Raw genomic sequence first — 19,225 nt, forward strand, 5'->3', positions numbered from 1 at the left:
CGACTGGCGTTGGGCGACATCAATCAGCGCACGGACAGTCCAAAGCCCTGCATCAGCCGGCCGACGGCGAAATCCGCCTTGCCTGACGTAAAGACCGCGATATCGGGCTCGCCTTGCGGCAGCGCCCCGTCGACGGGCGGCAAGAGCGAAAGGGCACGCCTCGCGATCGCTTCGGCCGGGTCGATCCAGTCGACCGGCCAGGGCGCGGTCTTGCGCATGCGGTTGACCAGGAACGGGTAGTGGGTGCAAGCCAGCACGACGATGTCGGTCCTGAGCCCCTCATTCTCCATGAAACAGGGCGCGATCTCGGCGCGCACGGCTTCCTCGTCGACGAAACCCTCGCGCATATAGACTTCGGCAAGGCCCGCCAGCCTGTCGCTGCCAACTAGGCGGACATGGCATTTCTGCGCCCATTTACTGATCAGGTCGCGCGTGTATTGCCGCTTCACCGTGCCCGGCGTCGCCAGCACGGAGACCAGCCCGGAGCGGGTGCGCTCCGCCGCCGGCTTGACCGCTGGCACGGTGCCGACGAAGGGATGGCCGGGAAATCTCTCGCGCAGCGCATCGATCACCAGCGTCGAGGCGGTGTTGCAGGCGATGACGGAAATCGCAGGCACAAACCGGTCGAGCAATTTGGCGAAGAGTTCGAGTATGTGGGTGCGCAGTGCCGGTTCTTCCCAGGCGCCGAACGGAAAGGCCGCATCGTCCGCGACATAGACGAAGCGCCGGTCCGGCATCAGCACGCGCGCCTCGCGCAGCACGGTCAGCCCGCCGACGCCGGAATCGAACATCAGGATCGGCTGCTCAGTCATTGTCGGTTCCCTTGCCGCCCAGCGGCGGCGCGTCCTCATCGTCACCCACAGGCTTGTGCGCCTGGCGATCGGCCTCTGCCTGGCCGGCACGCGCGGCGGCCGGAAGCCGCCTTGGATCATCGCCCGGCGAGCCGTCGCCGCGCGGCATTGCCGGCGAAAACCTGTCCAGCGAGGAGATGATGCCGCGCAGCACCTTCAGCTCCGGCTCGGCGAAACCGGCGCGCGTCAACACGGCGCGCAGATTGTCCACCATCTTGGGCTTCTTCGGCGCCGGCCGGAAATAGCCGCGCGCTTCCAATGCGCCTTCGAGATAGGCGAAAAGGCCATGCAGTTCTTCCTTGCTGGCCGGCTTCATCTCCGGCCCGGTGAAATTGGTCTTGTTCTCATCCTCGAGGCCCGACTTCATCCACTCATAGGACATCAGCAGCGCCGCCTGCGCGATGTTGAGCGAGGAGAAATCGGGATCGACGGGAAAGGTGACGATCTCGTCGGCGAGCCCGACCTCGTCATTGTAGAGACCGAAGCGCTCGCGGCCGAACAGGATGCCGGTGCGCTGCCCCATGCCATGACGGGCGCGCAGCACCCTGCCCGCCTCCACGGGGCCGCGCACGGCCTTGAAACCGTCGCGCTGCCTGGCGGTGGTGGCGAAGACGAAGTTCAGATCGGCAAGGGCCGAGGCCAGATCGTCGAACACCGTCACGGCGTCGATGACATGGTCGGCGCGGCTGGCGGCGGCGCGCGCCTTCTCGCTCGGCCAGCCGTCACGCGGATTGACCAGGCGCAGTTCCGACAGGCCGAAATTGGCCATGGCGCGCGCGACCATGCCGATGTTCTCGCCGAGCTGCGGCTCGACGAGGATGATCGCCGGACCGCCAGGGCCACGCTGAAAGTCTGTTGCGGTCATGTGTTCCAGATGATTGCGCTACGAGGTCACCGCGTCCTGCCATATCGATACGGCTTTTTGAAGAGTTGTCGGTGACCTGGCGACAAATAGCCTTGTCCCGCACCCCCTGTGTTGGCGCGAAAAATCCAAATTCGCTCCACCGGCGGGCTGGAGCAAATGGTCACACGCCCGTACAAGCAAACGAGCCACGTGCTCCATCTTCTCAAGGGATGGTTGAGATGTGGGCATCGCGGCCGCTCTGGCAACGACAAGCTATCCAACCCTATACTGCTTGATGGCTCTGCCTTACTTTTTTATCGGCGACATCTTCCGGTTACAGAAATAACCTATTATCTATATGTATAGTTAAATACGGCGATGCGGCCGCCGCTGTGACATAATCTTAGAAAATTGCAATATCAAAACCGCTTGGGGCCAAGCTGTATCGGTAAATTCATTTGAAGACGGAGCGTGTCTTGCACGCTCCTGTCACTTATCTGTGCCCCAAGCGTTTCCACACGGGTTTTCAATAGCCGACACGGGTGTTGGCCAAGCTTCAGGAGGGGGCAAATGAACGTCTTACGGTTTTTCCTTTCAATCGCTGTGTTGCTTCTGGCATCAGTCTTCGTGATTGCTCCGGCTTCCGCGCAAGCGACACGGACCTGGGTTTCCGGCGTCGGCAACGACGCCGATCCGTGCAGCCGGACGGCACCTTGCAAGACGTTTGCCGGCGCCATCTCGAAGACGGCGACGGCCGGCGAGATCAACTGTCTGGACCCGGGCGGATTTGGCGCGGTCACCATCACCAAATCCATCACAATCGACTGCAGAACGACTGAAGGCGGTGTGCTTTCGGCGCTCGTGAACGGCATCATCATAAACACGACTGTCGGCTCCGTCGTGCATCTTCGCGGCCTCGACATAGACGGCGTGGGCACTGGACTCGACGGCGTGCGGATGATCGGCCAAGGTCAACTGCATATCGAGGACTGCAACATCGAGCGGGTGACCAGTAATGGCGTCGAATTTCTTCCCAACGGCGCCAGCGAACTCTACATAATCAATACACGGATAGCCGAGGCAGCCGGTGGCGCCGTTCTGATCAAAACGACTGGCGCCATCGGCATCAATGCCATCCTGTCCAGGGTGGAACTGACCAACAGCGCCAATGGCATTCTTGTCGACGGCACCGGCAACACCTCTGCCATGAACGTGGCGCTGACCGACAGCCTGGTCAGCGGCAACAGCGGCAACGGGGTGGCGGTCAAGTCCGTCGCCGCGGCATCGTCGGTACGCGCGACGATCGTCAACACCACGATCAGTTCCAATGCCGGCGTCGGCGTGAATGCCAACGGCGCCGCCGCCAGCGGCGCCGGCAGCGCCATCGCCTTTCTCGGCGCCTCGACGGTGTTCGGCAATGTCACCGGGGTCAGCAACACCAGCAGCGGCGCCGTCCAGTCGTTCAAGAACAACATGATCTCGGGCAACGTGGCCGACGGCACGCCAATCGCGGCCTTCCCCGGCCCTGGCGGCACGCCGCTGCAATAAGCGCCTGCCGCCTGCATGCGGCAGCATGAAACAAAGGCGATGCCGCCTGCCTCTCGATGGGCAGCGCGGCATCGATCTTTGTTCACGATTGCTGGATCGGTTTACCGTTTCGCGGAAACGCCGCCTGTCCCCTTGTTTTACGGCAATTTCGAACGAAAACCCGCTTCACGCTTCTCCTAGACTAGAATTGCGTCGGCAGCAGCCTGCTTCCGCATTGCCCCGGTTTGCGCCGCCCGGATCGCTTTGCTATAGGCGAAGTCCCTATCCTGGCGGGGCCGACCCGCCATCCCCCAACTGTTGAACGAGGCATTCTTTCCATGGCGAAGATCAAGGTGGCGAACCCGGTCGTCGAACTCGACGGCGACGAGATGACCCGCATCATCTGGCAGTTCATCAAGGACAAGCTGATCCACCCTTATCTCGACCTCAAGCTCGAATATTACGACCTCGGCATCGAGCACCGCGACGCTACCAACGACCAGGTGACCATCGATTCGGCCAACGCCATCAAGAAATACGGCGTCGGCGTGAAATGCGCGACGATCACCCCCGACGAGCAGCGCGTCGAGGAATTCAAGCTGAAGAAGATGTGGAAGTCGCCCAACGGCACCATCCGCAACATCCTCGGCGGCACCATCTTCCGCGAGCCGATCATCATGAAGAACGTGCCGCGCCTGGTGCCGGGCTGGACCAAGCCGATCATTGTCGGCCGCCACGCCTTCGGCGACCAGTACCGCGCCACCGATTTCCGCTTCCCCGGCAAGGGCAAGCTGACGATCAAGTTCGTCGGCGAGGACGGAAAGGTGATCGAGCATGACGTGTTCGACGCGCCCGGCGCCGGGGTCGCCATGGCCATGTACAATCTCGACGAGTCGATCCGCGAGTTCGCCCGCGCCTCGCTGAACTACGGCCTGCTGCGCAACTATCCGGTCTACCTGTCGACCAAGAACACCATCCTGAAAGCCTATGACGGCCGCTTCAAGGACATTTTCCAGGAAGTCTACGAGGCTGAATTCGAGGCCGAGTTCAAGTCGAAGAAGCTGTGGTACGAGCACCGCCTCATCGACGACATGGTGGCCTCCAGCCTGAAATGGTCGGGCGGCTATGTCTGGGCCTGCAAGAACTACGACGGCGACGTGCAGTCCGACACGGTGGCGCAGGGCTTCGGCTCGCTCGGCCTGATGACCTCGGTGCTGATGACGCCGGACGGCAAGACGGTGGAAGCCGAAGCCGCGCACGGCACCGTCACCCGCCACTACCGCCAGCACCAGAAGGGCGAGGAAACCTCGACCAATTCGATCGCCTCGATCTTCGCCTGGACGCGAGGCCTCGCCCACCGCGCCAAGCTGGACGACAATGCCGAGCTGAAGCGTTTTGCCGAGACGCTGGAAAAGGTCTGCATCCAGACCGTCGAGTCCGGCTTCATGACCAAGGACCTGTCGCTGCTGATCGGTCCCGACCAGCCCTGGCTCTCGACGACCGGCTTCCTCGACAAGATCGACGAGAACTTGCAGAAGGCGATGGCCTAAGAACCCGGCTTTAACACATGCCGAAGGCTCCGAAAGGAGCCTTCGCTTTTTTGGGCCAGTGAAAGCGAAGGGCTGACAGCATGACCAGGCCGATCCTCTATGGCGCGGACTACAGTGTCTATGTGCGCATCGCGCGGATGGCGCTGGAGGAGAAAGGCGTCGACTACGAACTGGTGCCGCTCGACATCTTCGCCGCCGAGGGCATCCCGGCCTGGTATCTGATACATCACCCGTTCGGCCGCATCCCGGCCTTGGAGCATGACGGTTTTCGCCTTTTCGAGACGAATGCGATCACCCGCTATGTCGACGAGGCCTTCGACGGCCCGGCGCTGCAGCCCGCCGATGCGCGCGGCCGCGCCAGGATGGGCCAGATGACAGGCATGCTCGACGCCTACGGCTACCGCGCCATGGTCTGGGACGTTGCCGTCGAGCGGCTCGAAAAGCCAGAGCCGGATTTGAGCCTGATCGCCGGCGGGCTGCGGCAGGCGGAAACGGTCCTCAGGGTGCTCACATCACTCAAGGCTCCCGGGCCATGGTTGCTCGGCAATCAGGTGACACTGGCCGACCTGCATGCGGCGCCGATCATCGCCTATTTCCTCAAGGTTGCCGACGGGCAAAAGCTTCTGGCCGAGTTTCCCGAGATTCTGGCATGGTGGGACCGGATCGCGGCCAGACAAGCCTTTGCCATGACCGAAAAGGCTGATTGAAACCCGAGGCGGCGCTAAAACCTTATCTCGGGCCGGGTCACCATCAGCCAGAGGATCGCAAGCACCGCGCCAAAGGCTGGAAAACCGCAAGCAAACCAGATGCGAAAGAGGCGTTTCTCTTCGGCGGGCAGCGGCGCGTTCTCGATGGCCGCCTGCCGCGCCAGATTGCGGATCCTGATCTGAATCCAGACCACCGGCAGCCAGAACAGGCCGGCCACGATATAAAGCAGCAAGGACAGCGCGATCCAGCCTTCGGAGAGCGGCCAGCCCGCAGCCTGCGCCAGCAACACGCCGGTGGCCGGCTGCACGATGACGGCGGTCGCCGTAAAAATGGTGTCGGCGATGACGACCGTGCCCGCGACATGGGCGACGAGATCGGCGCGGCCGCTGCGTTGCGCCATCAGCATGAAGAAGGCAATGCCGGCGCCGGCGCCGAACAGAACCGTGGCGCCGATGACATGCGCCCAGCGCAATATGTCGACCCAGAGGCTCATCGCTCGTCGAGCACCGCGAGCGCAACCAGCACCAGGCAAAGCGCGGGGATCGTCTTGACCAGCGGCCCCAGTGGATCAAGCCATAGACCTGGGACAAGAAGCGACGCCCCCGCCAGATAGGACAGGGTGATGGCAATCATCGCCAGCAGCGCGCGCCGGGCCAGGGATCGGACCACGACGGCCGCGCCAACCAGGATGTCTGCCGTACTTCCGGCCAGAACCGCGATATGGGCCAGGCTCGCCGACACGCCGTGCGAAACAAGGATATCCGCCGCCGCCTCTTGCCGGATCAGGCCGATGACACCCGAAACAAGCCAGAATAGGGACAGGCAAGCGAAGATGACAGGCTTTGCCAGCCAGAGGCGGGCGAACCATCGTTCCTGGACATTGGCCGGCATGTCGGCCAGCGTTGCTTCCAGCGGCTGAAGCGGACGGCCTGAAATTCGGTTCCAGGCCGCTGCGTCGCCCGTGACACCGCCCGCCACGGCAGCAAGGGCTGCGCTGCGCAGCGGGGACCGCCAACCAAGAGTTCCAAGCACATCTGCAACCGCGCCGGCGAGCCGGCCGAGAATGGCTGGCATCGGCACCACTCTCGCAGGCGGCAGACCAAGCCACGCACGCAAGGTGGAGAGGACCTCGGCGAGCGGTCTGGCATTGGCTTCGACGAGATCGACGGCGAGTCGGGTCGGCAGCGATCCGGCGACCGCGCGCGCCACCGCTTCGGCAACGTCGGTGACCGCCACGGTCTGGATCGGCTGGAGCGGCATGACGGCCGGAACAAAACCGGGGAATGCCGCAAGGGCGCGCAAAAGTGCCGTCCCGCCATAGGCAGCGGGCGCGATCACAAGGCCCGGCCGCAGGATGGTCCACTCCAGCGAGGAGCTTGCGACGGCCTTGTCGCCTTGCGCCTTGGTGCTGAAGAAAGGATTTGCCGAGGCGAGATCGGCACCGATCGCGGAGATCTGCGCAAAGCGGTGCACACCGGCCTGTTCGCAGGCCCCAACGAGTGCCACCACCGAGCCCCGGTGAACGGCGTCGAGGCGGTCGCGCGGGCCGTCCTGCAAGGCGCCCGCGGCATTGACCACCGCGTCCATGCCCGCAACCACCGGCAGCCAGTCTTCAGCGGCAAGGAGTTTCGACATGTCCGCCGCGATCCAGCGCACCGCCGGCCGGCGTCGCCCGGCATCCTGAACATCGCGACCGAGGCCGGTCACGTGATGGCCGTCGCGAAGCAAACGGCCGATGACGGCGTCCCCGATCAAACCATAGCCACCGAGGACGAGAACATTCATGTCATGGCTTTCAGGCGGCTTCGAGAGCCGCCTTCACAGCCGCGATCGCATCATTGGCCTTCGAGGCATCCGGGCCGCCAGCCTGGGCCATGTCGGGCCGCCCGCCACCGCCCTGCCCGCCCAAGGCGGCGGAGGCGACGCGCACCAGGTCGACGGCGCTGAAGCGGCCGACGAGATCGTCGGTGACGGCGACGACGACGCTTGCCTTGTTGTCCTCGCCGGCACCGACGAAGACGACGACGCCGGAGCCGAGCGAAGTCTTTCCGGCATCGGCCAGCGGCTTGAGATCCTTCGGCGAGACGCCGGAGACCGCCTTGCCGAGGAAACCGACGCCGGCGACCGTCTCGTTCTCCGAGGGCGCACCCGCCGCGGCACCGCCGCCGAGTGCCAGTTTCTTGCGCGCTTCGGTCAGTTCCTTCTCGAGCTTCTTGCGCTCTTCGAGCAAGGTCTCGACGCGCGCCGGCACGTCGGCGGGTGAGATTTTCAGCACGGCTGCCGCCGCCTTCAGGCGCCTGTCCTGCTCGTCGAGATATTTTCTGGCCGCCTCGCCGGTCAGCGCCTCGATGCGACGCACGCCAGCGGCGACCGCGCTATCGGAGACCACCCGGACCAGGCCGATATCGCCGGTCGCCCTGACATGGGTGCCGCCGCAGAGTTCGACCGAATAGGGCCGGTTGGCCTTGGCGCCATGCAGGCCCGTGCCCATCGACACGACGCGCACCTCGTCGCCATACTTCTCGCCGAACAGCGCCATGGCGCCCTCGGCGATGGCGTCGTCGACCGACATCAGGCGTGTGGTCACCGGGCTGTTCTGCACGACGATTTCATTGGCCATGCGCTCGACCTCTTCGAGTTCCTCGGCCGAGATCGGCTTGTTGTGCGAGATGTCGAAACGCAGGCGCTCGGGCGCGACCAGCGAGCCCTTCTGCGCGACATGGGTGCCCAGCACCTCGCGCAGCGCTTCATGGATCAGATGCGTGGCGGAGTGGTTGGCGCGCAGCCTGGTGCGGCGTGCATGATCGACCTTGAGCTCGACGGCAGCGCCGGTCTTGATCGTGCCGCTCGCCACCTTGCCCAGATGCACGAACAGGCCGTCGGCCTTCTTCTGCGTGTCGGATATCGCGATCGAGAAACCTTCGCCCGAGATGACGCCGGTGTCGCCCATCTGGCCGCCGGACTCGCCATAGAACGGCGTCTGGTTGACGACGACCGCAACGGCATCACCCTTGCCGGCGCTGTCGACGGTCTTGCCGTCCTTGACCAGCGCCTGGATGAGGCCTTCCGCCTGCTCGGTCTCGTAACCGAGGAATTCTGTGGCGCCGGTCTTTTCACGCACCGAGAACCACACCGTTTCGGTGGCGGCCTCGCCGGACCCGGTCCAATGCTTGCGCGCCTCGGCCTTCTGCTGCTCCATCGCATTGGTGAAGCCGGCCAGATCGACCGAGATGTTGCGCTGGCGTAACGCGTCCTGCGTCAGGTCGAGCGGGAAGCCGTAAGTGTCGTAGAGCTTGAACGCCGTCTCGCCATCCAGCATGTCGCCGGCATGCAGCGTTTCCGTCGCCTCGGAGAGCAGGCCGAGGCCGCGCACCAGCGTCTTGCGGAAGCGCGTCTCCTCGAGCTTCAGCGTCTCGGTGATCAGCTGTTCGCCGCGCGGCAGTTCGGGATAGGCCTGGCCCATTTCGCGCACCAGCGCCGGCACCAGCTTCCCCATCAGCGGTTCGTTCGCGCCGAGCAGCTGCGCGTGGCGCATGGCGCGGCGCATGATGCGGCGCAACACGTAGCCGCGGCCTTCGTTCGACGGCAAGACACCGTCGGCGACCAGGAAGGAGGACGACCGCAAATGGTCGGCAATGACGCGGTAGGAGGCCACCGTTTCCGTATCGGGCGCGCGGCCAAGCGCGGAGGACGCCGCATCGATCAGGTGACGGAACAGGTCGGTCTCGAAGACGCTTTCCACCCCTTGCAGGATGGAGGCCATGCGCTCCAGGCCCATGCCGGTGTCGATGGACGGGCGCGGCAGGTCGATGCGCTCCTCCTTCGTCACCTGTTCATACTGCATGAACACCAGGTTCCAGAATTCGAGGAAGCGGTCGCCATCCTCTTCCGGGCTGCCGGGAGGGCCACCCCAGATGTGCTCGCCACGATCGATGAAGATTTCCGAGCACGGCCCGCACGGACCCGTGTCGCCCATCGCCCAGAAATTGTCCGAGGTCGGGATGCGGATGATGCGATCGTCCGAGAAACCGGCGATCTTCTTCCAGAAGCCGGCCGCCTCGTCGTCCGTGTGGTAGACGGTGACCAGCAGCTTGTCCTTCTTCAACCCGAACTCCTTGGTGATCAGGTTCCAGGCAAGCTCGATGGCGCGCTCCTTGAAGTAATCGCCGAAGGAGAAATTGCCGAGCATCTCGAAGAAAGTCAGGTGGCGCGCGGTGTAGCCGACATTGTCGAGGTCGTTGTGCTTGCCGCCTGCGCGAACGCTCTTCTGGGCGGTGGTGGCGCGCGAATAGGACCGCTTCTCCAGACCGGTGAAGACGTTCTTGAACTGCACCATGCCGGCATTGGTGAACATCAATGTCGGGTCGTTGCGCGGCACGAGCGGGCTCGAGGCCACGACCTCGTGGCCCTCCTTGCGGAAATAGTCGAGAAATGTCGACCGGATCTCGTTCACGCCACTCATGACTGCTGCCTTTTCGCGAAAACCGCCGGCGCGGCCGGCGGAAACTGGTGTCTGCTTTCCAGAAATAGACTTGGCCTTTTAGCGGCCACGCTCCAGCCTGTCCAGAAACACGGAACTGGGCCAATCCTGGGAGTCTATGGTCTCAAAAACGAAAACCGCCGGCGCGAAGGCCGGCGGTTTTGGACGCGGTACTAAAGAACTCGGTTACTTAAGCATCGGGTCATAGGTCGACTTTATGGCCGAACTCTGTCCGTTGCCCTACATCGCGCCAGCTTCGTCCTCAAAACCGTCGTCGCCGCCTTCAGAGCCGCCATTTTCGAGGAACTTTTCGGCGATAAGCCCGGCATTCTGCCTGAGCGCCAGTTCGATCTCGCGTGCGGTATCGGGATTGTCGCGCAGGAACAGTTTTGCATTTTCGCGGCCCTGGCCGAGACGTTGCGAATTGTACGAGAACCAGGCGCCGGACTTCTCGACCACGCCGGCCTTGACGCCGAGATCAACCAGCTCGCCGGTCTTGGACACGCCCTCGCCATACATGATGTCGAACTCGACCACCTTGAAGGGCGGCGCCAGCTTGTTCTTGACCACCTTGACGCGGGTCTGGTTGCCGACGACCTCGTCGCGATCCTTGACCGAGCCGATCCGGCGGATGTCGAGGCGCACCGACGCATAGAATTTCAGCGCGTTGCCGCCGGTCGTGGTTTCGGGCGAACCGAACATGACGCCGATCTTCATGCGGATCTGGTTGATGAAGATGACCATGGTGTTGGAGCGCGAGATCGAGGCGGTCAGCTTGCGCAGCGCCTGGCTCATCAGGCGGGCCTGCAGGCCGGGCAGCGAATCGCCCATCTCGCCCTCGATTTCGGCGCGCGGCGTCAGTGCCGCGACCGAATCGACCACCAGCACGTCGATGGCGCCGGAGCGCACCAGCGTGTCGCAGATCTCCAGCGCCTGCTCGCCTGTGTCGGGCTGCGAGATCAGCAGGTTCTCAAGATCGACGCCGAGCTTGCGGGCATAGACCGGGTCGAGCGCGTGTTCGGCGTCGACGAAGGCGCAGATGCCGCCCTTCTTCTGGGCTTCGGCCACCGTGTGCAGCGCCAGCGTCGTCTTGCCCGAGCTTTCCGGCCCGTAGATCTCGATGATGCGGCCGCGCGGCAGGCCACCAACGCCGAGCGCGATATCGAGGCCGAGCGAGCCGGTCGGCACCGTTTCGATCTCGACGACCTGCTCGTTCGCGCCGAGCCGCATGATCGAGCCCTTGCCGAAAGCCCGCTCGATTTGCGACAGCGCCGCATCCAGAGCCTTTGATTTGTCCACTGCCTTATCCTCTACAAGCCGCAAAGAATTCTGAGCCATGATACATCACCCCTTGGTCGTCAATGAAGGCCGGACAATCCGTAATCCCTGCCATTTTGTACCTTTTTTGTTCTCGTTTGGCAAGAGGGATCAAATATCTGAAAAGCCAGTCATATCCGGATTTGTTCTTTTTCCGTACCAAGAGATCGAACAGGAATGCACCCCGCATTGGGCCAGACTGCTCGGTTGTATCGATCCGCCGAATCGCCATCTTGCTGGCGAAGGCTATGACGCAGTCTAGCGCTTGTGCAGTTGCAATAACAAAGGGCATATCGCCGGCATGGTGAAATCCATAGAGATATTGGCCGTGGGCGGCGCCCATATCGACCGGCGCGGCCAGGTGTCAGGCACGTATGTGCCGGCGGCGTCCAATCCCGGCACGATGCGCGAGGACGTCGGCGGCGGCGTATTCAACGCGCTGCGCAGCACGGTGCGGCGCGGCGTATCGGGCTCGCTGATGTCGATGCGCGGCGGCGATGCAGCGGCGGACACCATTTCGCGAGCCATCGCCGAGGCAGGCATCGCCGACCTGTCGGCGGTCTTCCTCGACCGCACGACGCCGAGCTACACCGCGCTGATCGATCGCGAGGGCGAGTTGATCGTCGGCTTTGCCGACATGGTGCTCTACGATCTGGCGTTTCCCAAGCAGATGAGACGGTCCAAGGTCCGCGAAGCGATCGCTGCCGCCGATGCCATCCTGTGCGACGCCAATCTGCCGTCGGCGGCACTGGAGCGGCTGGTTTCGCTTGCGGCCGGCAAGCCGGTGTATGCCATTGCCATCTCGCCGGCCAAGGTGGTGCGGCTGATACCGGTGCTCAGCGCGCTGGCGCTGGTCTTCATGAACCGGCGCGAAGCCGTCGCGCTGGCCGGCGTCAACGCAAACGCCGCCGAAGGAGATGTCGTCGACGGATTGCGATGCAGCGGCCTTGCCAGCGGCGTCGTGACGGCAGGCAGCGCGCCGGTGCTGGGTTTCGATGAAGCAGGCGCCTTTACGATCCAACCGCCGGCCCCGAGAAAAGTCGCTGACGTCACCGGCGCCGGCGACGCGCTGGCGGGTGCGACGGTGGCAGCCCTGCTGCGCGGCCTGCCGCTGCGCCAAGCCTTGCGCGAAGGCGTCGCGGCGGCGACGCTGGCCATCGAAAGCGCCGACGCCATCCCCGATTTTACCGCGGCGAGCTTCGCCGAAGCTCTGGCTCTTGTGCCGGACGCGCAGGAAGTGGCATGAGACCGGCAAAATTCATAGTGCCGCTGTGTTGCCGGGCGCCCCCCATGCGCCGCACCGCGAGTTGGAGATCCAGATGAGACCCGAAACCGCCCGCCCCTTCATCGACATCCACGCACCAGTGGCGCAAGCCCTGGCCGCCGGGCGCCCGGTTGTGGCGCTGGAAAGCACCATCATCACCCATGGCATGCCCTACCCCGACAATGGCGCCATGGCAGCCAATGTCGAGAAGATCATCAGCGACGGCGGCGCCGTACCGGCGACGATCGCGGTGGTTGGCGGCCGCATCAAGATCGGCCTGTCTGACGGCGAGCGCGAATCGCTGGCCATGACCGGTGACGCCATGAAGCTGTCGCGCGCCGACCTCGGCTTCGCCGTCGCGCAAGGACGCACCGGCGGCACGACCGTCGCAGCCACCATGATCGCGGCTGAAATGGTTGGGATAAAGGTGTTCGCCACCGGCGGCATTGGCGGCGTGCACAAGGGCGCGGAGAAGAGTTTTGACATCTCCGCCGATCTCGACGAATTGGCACGCACGCCGGTGATCGTCGTCTCGGCCGGCGCCAAGGCCATCCTCGACATCGAAAAGACGCTGGAAGTGCTGGAGACGCGCGGCGTGCCTGTCGTCGGCCATGGCTGCGAGACGATGCCCGCCTTCTGGTCGCGGCAGTCGCCATTCCGCGCGCCGCTGACCTTGCACGGACCGGAAGAGATCGCGCATTTCTACCAGACCAGGGTTGCGCTGGGGCTCGGCGGCGGCATGCTGGTCGCCAATCCGGTGCCGGAAAACCAGGAAATCCCGGCCGAGGAGATGGCCGGCTACATCGAAGCCGCGCAAAAGGCCGCCGAGGCGCTCAACGTGACCGGCAAGGCGGTGACGCCGTTCCTGCTGGGAAAAATCCTGGAGTTGACCGGCGGCCGCAGCCTCAAGACCAACATCGCGCTGGTCGAAAACAATGCGCGGCTGGCGGCCGAGATCGCCAAGGCCCTGTAGGTTCAAGCGGCAAATGCCCCCTCACCCGGATTGCCAAGACCGAATTGCAAAAGAGCAATTCGGGGCAATCCGACCTCTCCCCGAGGGGATAGGAGCTTGCAGCGCCGGCGCTTTCCTCTTCTCCCCAGCGGGAGAACGTGGCCGCGCAGCGGCCGGATGAGGGGCCTCGCGCTTGCGGGGATCTACTTGCCTGCGCGCCGCCCTGCCTCATAGGCGCGGCGTGCCCACACCGCCATCTCGTCGGGATCGTCAAAGGCGCTGTCGGGAATGCTCCAATAGGGCATGGCGACCAGCTTGCCGTGGCGCTTGCCGGTATAGGTCCATTGCTTGCAGCCCGCGGCTTCGAAATCGGGCGCGCTTTGCTCGTCGGCCTTGAGCAGCAATTCGCCGCGCAGCACGATGGCGACGATGACGCCGTCGAAATAGATGCCCTTGCCGCCGAACAGCCGGCGGATGCTGACCGGGCCTAGCCCTGAGAACAGTTCGGCGATGCGTTCATTGTCCATGCCGCGATCATGTCACCGGCATTTGACATTGTCATCGCGCAACCAGAACCATGCTGACAAGTTAAGCCCATTCCATCGGAGTTCTTGTCATGCCGCTTCTGCTCAAGGGGTCCTGCCGCTGCAACGCCGTGCGTTTCGAGGTGGAGAGCCACACGCCCGTGCCGTTCATGCTGTGCTACTGCTCGATCTGCCGCAAGCAGCAGGGTGGTGGCGGCTTCGCCATCAATCTCGGCGCCGATTACCAAACGCTGAACATCCGGGGCAAGAGAAGCCTTGGCGTCTACCGCGCCGAGATCGAGGACGACGAGCATCCGCACTGCGAGGTCTCGACCGGCGAGCGCAATTTCTGCCGCAAATGCGGCTCGGCGCTCTGGCTTTACGACCCGACCTGGCCGGACCTTGTGCATCCCTTCGCCTCGGCGATCGACAGCGACCTGCCGAAGCCGCCTGAAAAGGTGCATCTGATGCTGAAATACAAGGCGAACTGGGTCGAGCCCGATATCGGCAAGGGCGACAAGACGTTCGATGTCTATCCCGAGGAATCAATCGCCGACTGGCACAAGCGGACGGGGATGTGGGTGGAGTAGAGGGAAAATCCTATTGTGCTTTGATCATTTTTGACAGCCCTCGAACTGTAGACGCCAGGAAGGCAACGGTTACAAAGCCGAAGAGGGTGATCATGTCGCTCCTATGCACCTCAAGCGCACAAAATCCGAATAAAATAGCAACAATCACGCCGGATAACTGGCACGCTATATACAATAGCTTTATCTTGTTCGGTATTCCCTTGCCGAATACATAAAAATCGAGCGACATCCGTGTCTGATGGTCGTTCAAATTCATCTGCTGAAACAGGTTATTTTTCACATACCGGTAAACCCGGTAATATGCGAAAAGGGAAAACAAAATAATGAGAACCGACGCGAGAACCAAAGGAGGCAGATGGCTATTCATCGCGGCACCCCGAAACCATCAAACACTGGACGGCGGGAATTTATGACGAAAGCGCTCTATTTAGCGTAAACTACGACGCGCGCTTTTGATTTATCCAGCTATACCAGAGTCCGATCGCATTTCAGGCCGAGGCGCGTGCTTCCGCCAATGCCTTGAGGTCAGCCGGCTTCAGTTCGACGGATTCGCCGCAGCCGCAGGCCGAACTCTGGTTCGGGTTGTGGAAGGTGAAACCGGTGCGCAGCGTGGTCTGCTCGAAATCCATCTCGGTGCCGAACAGGAACAGCGCTGCCTCCGGTGCGACATAGACGTGGGCGCCGTCGCGCTCGATGTGGTCGTCCTTGGTGTTGGGCTCGGTCACCAAGTCGACCGTATATTCCATGCCGGCGCAGCCGCCCTTCTTTATGCCCAAGCGAATGCCGTGCGCGTTGTCACGGGTAGCCACGATCTCGCGCACGCGGTCCGCAGCCTTTTCGGTCATCGTGATGACGGCAAAGCGTCCCATTCTTTTTCCTTCTCCAATCCATGCAGGTTCAAGGCCTGCGGGATGAGTCTTCCCCTAAGATGGTGAAGATTGTTGGCTGGCGCAACCCCGGACCCGCAAAGCGCCTTACCAGGCGCTGCGCCTAACAAGAAGACAGACTTTCACTCTCATCTGCAAATACCCACAACTCGATACCACGACCTTGATTGCCCTGCATGCAAGCATTAATGTTCACGCTGCGATCTGCCGACTATGGTTGTTTTTTTGGAAAAGACGGACAACTACTTATGATGCAACTCGATCATACGAGAGATGTTTTGATTTTTTCTGACGATTTAGGAACAATAAAAAGTAACTTTACAAAACTTTTTGCGATTTTAATATTTATTTCTTTTATATTTTTATTATCTCATCAAAGATCGAATCTTTTAGGCCAGGCCATGTTCACGTTCGTCATTACAATACTGTTTTTTGTTATGGGTCTTGCTATCTACCGTACATATTTCAGCCGCCGCTCGGTAGTGGTATCCCCTGATGGCATCAAAGACTCGAGTATCACAATCGAAACGGTACCATGGTCCGCGGTAGACGCAGTTGAACTGAAGACGGTTTCCCGTGCCCTAACAGGCCAACAACCCGTTGCCGTCCTTTTGCGACTGAGGCCCCGCGCCGGTGACACTCTTAAGCTGACTCGGCGTGGCAGAATGTTGTTTCTTAACAACGATGCGCTTTGGATCCCGGTCGGAGGTGGCATGATAGTCGACGGAAACCCATCCAGTCCCGAAAGTTTTTCGAGAACGATCGCGGCTTACGCCCGAACCTATGGCAAGGGGCTTAAGTAATTCGTCAATACCACCCAACCGCCACCTGCGCCTCTTCCGACATGCGGTCGGGCGACCAGGGCGGGTCGAAGGTCATGTTGACCTCGACGCCGGAGACGCCTTCGACGGCGCCGACGGCGTTTTCGACCCAGCCGGGCATTTCGCCGGCCACCGGGCAGCCCGGCGCGGTCAGCGTCATGTCGATCTTGACCGAACGGTCGTCCTCGATGTCGATCTTGTAGACGAGGCCGAGCTCGTAGATGTCGGCCGGGATTTCCGGATCGTAGACGGTCTTCAGCGCCGAGACGATGTCGTCGGTCAGCCGCGCCAGTTCGTCGGCGGGGATGGCCGTGGCGGAAACGACGCTGTTGGCGGCGGGTTCCGGAGTGGTCTCGGCAGTGATGCTCGCATCATCCATGATCGTCACCCAAAGAATTTGCGCGCTTTTTCAAGCGCCTCGGCCAAGGCGTCGACTTCGGCCCTGGTATTATACATGCCAAACGATGCCCTGCATGTGGAGGTTACGCCAAAGCGTTTCAACAGCGGCTGGGCGCAATGAGTGCCCGCACGGACTGCCACGCCCTGCCTGTCTATCACCATCGACACGTCATGGGCATGAATGCCCTGCAGTTCGAAGGAGATGATCGCGCCCTTGCCGGGCGCATCGCCAAAGATGCGCAGCGAATTGATGGCGCGCAGCCGCTCATGCGCGTAGGTCTTGAGGTCTTCCTCATGCGCCGCGATGCGCTCGCGGCCGATCTTTTCCATGTAGTCGAGGGCCGCACCCAGCCCGATTGCCTGGACGATCGGCGGCGTGCCGGCCTCGAAGCGATGCGGCGGCTCGTTGTAGGTGACGATGTCTTCCGTCACCTCCTCGATCATCTCGCCACCGCCCATGAAGGGCCGCATGCCCTGGAGAATGTCCTTCTTGCCGTAGAGCACGCCGATGCCGGAGGGCCCGTAGACCTTGTGGCCGGTGAAGACGAAGAAGTCGCAGTCAAGATCCTGCACGTCGATCGGCATGTGCACGGCGCTCTGGCTGCCGTCGACCAGCACGGGAATTCCACGCGCATGCGCGATGCGCACGATCTCCTTGATCGGCGTCACCGTGCCCAGCGCATTCGACATCTGCGTGATGGCGACGAGCTTGGTGCGATCGGTCAGCCGCTTCTCGAATTCCTCGATGTGGAAGGCGCCGAGATCGTCGACCGGCACCCAGACCAGTTTGGCGCCCTGCCGCTCGCGGATGAAATGCCAGGGAACGATGTTGGAGTGGTGCTCCATGATCGACAGCACGATCTCGTCGCCCTCGCCGATATTGGGCATGCCATAGCCATAGGCGACGGTGTTGATCGCCGAGGTGGTGTTCGAGGTGAAGACGATGTTGTCGGTGCTTGGCGCATTGAGGAAGCGGCGCACTGTCTCTCGCGCCTTTTCATAGGCGTCGGTCGCCGCGTTGGACAGGAAATGCAGGCCGCGATGGACGTTGGCGTATTCCTGGGAATAGGCATGCTGGATCGTGTCCAGCACCACCTGCGGCTTCTGCGCCGAGGCGCCGTTGTCGAGATAGACCAGCTTCTTGCCGTAGACTTCACGCGACAGGATCGGGAAGTCGCGGCGGATCGCCTCGACGTCGTAGAAATCTCCGATCTTGCCTGGAGCGTTCATCATCTCACCCGTGCGTTACGAACCATTCGTCGAGCCTGGCTTCCAGCGCCTCGACGATCGTCTCGTCGTCCAGTTCCTCGATCACCTCAGCGACGAAGGCCTTGACGAGCAGGCCGCGAGCAGACTTCTCGTCAACGCCGCGCGCCATCAGGTAGAACAGATGGTCGTGGTCGATCTCGGTCACCGTCGCGCCATGGCCGCAGACGACGTCGTCAGCGAAGATTTCGAGCTCAGGCTTGGTCGAGAACTCGCCATCATCCGACAACAGCAGCGTGTTGCAGGCCATCTTGGCGTTGGTCTTCTGCGCATATTGGTGGACATTGATGCGGCCCTGGAAGACGCCGCGCGCCTTACCCGTCACCACGTTGCGGATCACTTCCGTCGAGGTCGTGTGCGGCACGGCGTGGTCGAGCACCATTGTCACGTCGCCATGGGTATCACCGGCCAGAAGGTTGATGCCGCGCAGTTTGAAATCGGCGCCTTCGCCAGTCGTCTTGACCATGACCTCCTGGCGCACAAGCTTGCCGCCGGCGTTCATGACAAACAGCGTCAGTTTCGCGTTCTTGCCGATATGGGCCTTGAACTGCGCCAGATGGGTCGCCGTCTCCGGCTGCTCCTGGACGATCAGCCATGTCACCTCGGCGCCCTCGCCGAGCACGAGTTGGCTGACCGAACTGACCAGCGCGGCGCCATCACCCGCCTGACGCTCGACGATGACGGCCTTGGCGCCGGCGCCGACGCGAACGGCCAAGCGCACATGGGTCTGGCCGCCGGCCTGCACATTCTGCAGTTCGATCGGCTTTTCAAGTTCCGTGCCATCGGCGATGTCGACAAAATAACCGTCGGCGACGAAAGCGGTGTTCAGCGCGCCTATGGCATCGTCGCTGCCATAGGGATCGAGCCCCGGCGCGATGCTGCCATCAACCAGCTTTTCCGACAGGCTTTGCACGGTGACACCGTCAAGGACCGGTACCTTCACATCGGATTTGCCGTTCAGGACCGGCAGGACGGCGGAGCCTTCGACGATCGGCGCGAAAACCTTGGCCATGGCGGTCGGGTCGAAATCCGGCACCACGCTCAACAGTCGGCGCAGATCGGTATAGTGCCAGGATTCGATGCGCCGCGTCGGCAGGCCGTGCTTGATCGCCTCGATCGCGTCGTCGCGCTTCAGCATCACCGCGCCGTCGCCCGGCAGCAGCGACAGCCGGTCGCCGAACGCGTCGATCAACGCTGTCTCGGCCGGTGTCCGCTGCGGTTGTGTGTGGATATTCATCAGTTTGA

Annotated in this window: 20 protein-coding genes; 7 read left to right on the forward strand and 13 right to left on the reverse strand. The window is 62.5% G+C overall.

The features are described 5' to 3' along the window. Window positions 1-23 precede the first annotated feature (23 nt). Window positions 24-812 carry a glutamate racemase gene (murI, locus tag CK226_RS08175; protein ID WP_095791837.1) on the reverse strand — a complete coding sequence of 263 codons (789 nt, stop codon included), beginning with the start codon at window positions 810-812 and terminating at the stop codon, window positions 24-26. Continuing rightward, window positions 805-1,716, reverse strand: a complete 912-nt coding sequence (locus tag CK226_RS08180; RefSeq protein WP_095791554.1) for an RNA methyltransferase — start codon at window positions 1,714-1,716, stop codon at window positions 805-807. The genes murI and CK226_RS08180 overlap by 8 nt, the downstream gene beginning before the upstream one ends. Window positions 1,717-2,265: 549 nt before the next feature. On the opposite strand from CK226_RS08180, the gene CK226_RS08185 reads away from it, so the two are divergent. The 3 genes from CK226_RS08185 to CK226_RS08195 all read left to right on the forward strand — a co-directional run bounded on the left by CK226_RS08185 (window position 2,266) and on the right by CK226_RS08195 (window position 5,479). Continuing rightward, a complete protein-coding gene (locus CK226_RS08185) occupies window positions 2,266-3,243 on the forward strand; it encodes a right-handed parallel beta-helix repeat-containing protein (protein WP_095791555.1) in 978 nt (325 codons plus the stop codon). A 317-nt stretch (window positions 3,244-3,560) separates the two neighbouring features. Continuing rightward, window positions 3,561-4,772 carry an NADP-dependent isocitrate dehydrogenase gene (locus CK226_RS08190; protein WP_032930036.1) on the forward strand — a complete coding sequence of 404 codons (1,212 nt, stop codon included), beginning with the start codon at window positions 3,561-3,563 and terminating at the stop codon, window positions 4,770-4,772. Between the two features lie 80 nt (window positions 4,773-4,852). Beyond that, window positions 4,853-5,479: a glutathione S-transferase family protein gene (locus CK226_RS08195; protein WP_095791556.1), complete on the forward strand. Its 627-nt coding sequence runs from the start codon at window positions 4,853-4,855 to the stop codon at window positions 5,477-5,479. A 14-nt stretch (window positions 5,480-5,493) separates the two neighbouring features. Here the strand turns inward: CK226_RS08195 and CK226_RS08200 are convergent, their stop codons facing one another. The 5 genes from CK226_RS08200 to CK226_RS35340 form a co-directional block, all read right to left on the reverse strand. After that, window positions 5,494-5,973 carry a DUF2269 domain-containing protein gene (locus CK226_RS08200; RefSeq protein ID WP_095791557.1) on the reverse strand — a complete coding sequence of 160 codons (480 nt, stop codon included), beginning with the start codon at window positions 5,971-5,973 and terminating at the stop codon, window positions 5,494-5,496. After that, complete coding sequence (locus CK226_RS08205) at window positions 5,970-7,265, reverse strand: SDR family oxidoreductase (RefSeq protein WP_095791558.1); 1,296 nt, start codon at window positions 7,263-7,265, stop codon at window positions 5,970-5,972. The genes CK226_RS08200 and CK226_RS08205 overlap by 4 nt, the downstream gene beginning before the upstream one ends. Before the next feature lie 10 nt (window positions 7,266-7,275). Continuing rightward, window positions 7,276-9,942 (reverse strand): alanine--tRNA ligase, encoded by a 2,667-nt coding sequence (alaS, locus tag CK226_RS08210; RefSeq protein ID WP_095791559.1) that lies wholly within the window; start codon window positions 9,940-9,942, stop codon window positions 7,276-7,278. Window positions 9,943-10,200: 258 nt separating this feature from the next. Further along, window positions 10,201-11,298, reverse strand: coding sequence for a recombinase RecA (gene recA, locus CK226_RS08215; protein ID WP_010909075.1), 1,098 nt, complete (start codon window positions 11,296-11,298; stop codon window positions 10,201-10,203). Continuing rightward, window positions 11,264-11,569, reverse strand: a complete 306-nt coding sequence (locus CK226_RS35340; RefSeq protein WP_210202237.1) for a hypothetical protein — start codon at window positions 11,567-11,569, stop codon at window positions 11,264-11,266. Before CK226_RS35340 ends, recA begins: the two co-directional genes overlap by 35 nt. Window positions 11,570-11,578: 9 nt before the next feature. On the opposite strand from CK226_RS35340, the gene CK226_RS08220 reads away from it, so the two are divergent. Next, on the forward strand, window positions 11,579-12,523 hold the full coding sequence (locus CK226_RS08220) for a carbohydrate kinase family protein (RefSeq protein WP_095770371.1): 945 nt from the start codon (window positions 11,579-11,581) through the stop codon (window positions 12,521-12,523). Between the two features lie 73 nt (window positions 12,524-12,596). After that, entirely contained in the window at window positions 12,597-13,514 is a 918-nt protein-coding gene (locus CK226_RS08225) for a pseudouridine-5'-phosphate glycosidase (protein WP_095788101.1), read from the forward strand. A gap of 182 nt (window positions 13,515-13,696) precedes the next feature. On the opposite strand, the gene CK226_RS08230 is transcribed toward CK226_RS08225, so the two are convergent. Further along, window positions 13,697-14,020, reverse strand: a complete 324-nt coding sequence (locus tag CK226_RS08230; RefSeq protein WP_095770372.1) for a TfoX/Sxy family protein — start codon at window positions 14,018-14,020, stop codon at window positions 13,697-13,699. Between the two features lie 89 nt (window positions 14,021-14,109). Between CK226_RS08230 and CK226_RS08235 the strand changes: the two genes are divergently transcribed. Beyond that, window positions 14,110-14,607, forward strand: coding sequence for a GFA family protein (locus CK226_RS08235; protein WP_095791560.1), 498 nt, complete (start codon window positions 14,110-14,112; stop codon window positions 14,605-14,607). Window positions 14,608-14,617: 10 nt separating this feature from the next. On the opposite strand, the gene CK226_RS08240 is transcribed toward CK226_RS08235, so the two are convergent. Beyond that, a complete protein-coding gene (locus tag CK226_RS08240) occupies window positions 14,618-14,974 on the reverse strand; it encodes a hypothetical protein (protein ID WP_095791561.1) in 357 nt (118 codons plus the stop codon). Window positions 14,975-15,095: 121 nt separating this feature from the next. Continuing rightward, on the reverse strand, window positions 15,096-15,476 hold the full coding sequence (sufA, locus tag CK226_RS08245) for a Fe-S cluster assembly scaffold SufA (RefSeq protein ID WP_013532156.1): 381 nt from the start codon (window positions 15,474-15,476) through the stop codon (window positions 15,096-15,098). A gap of 269 nt (window positions 15,477-15,745) precedes the next feature. Here sufA and CK226_RS08250 point away from each other — a divergent pair, with 269 nt between their 5' ends. Continuing rightward, on the forward strand, window positions 15,746-16,297 hold the full coding sequence (locus tag CK226_RS08250) for a hypothetical protein (protein ID WP_210202230.1): 552 nt from the start codon (window positions 15,746-15,748) through the stop codon (window positions 16,295-16,297). Window positions 16,298-16,301: 4 nt separating this feature from the next. Here CK226_RS08250 and CK226_RS08255 read toward each other — a convergent pair whose 3' ends face one another. Genes CK226_RS08255 through sufD form a run of 3 tightly spaced genes read right to left on the reverse strand, consistent with a single transcriptional unit; the run spans window position 16,302 to window position 19,217 of the window. After that, entirely contained in the window at window positions 16,302-16,694 is a 393-nt protein-coding gene (locus tag CK226_RS08255) for an SUF system Fe-S cluster assembly protein (RefSeq protein ID WP_095770883.1), read from the reverse strand. A 5-nt stretch (window positions 16,695-16,699) separates the two neighbouring features. Further along, entirely contained in the window at window positions 16,700-17,944 is a 1,245-nt protein-coding gene (locus CK226_RS08260) for a cysteine desulfurase (protein ID WP_095770884.1), read from the reverse strand. A 4-nt stretch (window positions 17,945-17,948) separates the two neighbouring features. After that, window positions 17,949-19,217 (reverse strand): Fe-S cluster assembly protein SufD, encoded by a 1,269-nt coding sequence (gene sufD, locus CK226_RS08265; protein ID WP_095791838.1) that lies wholly within the window; start codon window positions 19,215-19,217, stop codon window positions 17,949-17,951. Between the last annotated feature and the right edge of the window lie 8 nt (window positions 19,218-19,225).

It is taken from the genome of Mesorhizobium sp. WSM4311, from assembly GCF_002295115.1.
In the GTDB taxonomy this organism is placed as follows: Bacteria; Pseudomonadota; Alphaproteobacteria; order Rhizobiales; family Rhizobiaceae; genus Mesorhizobium.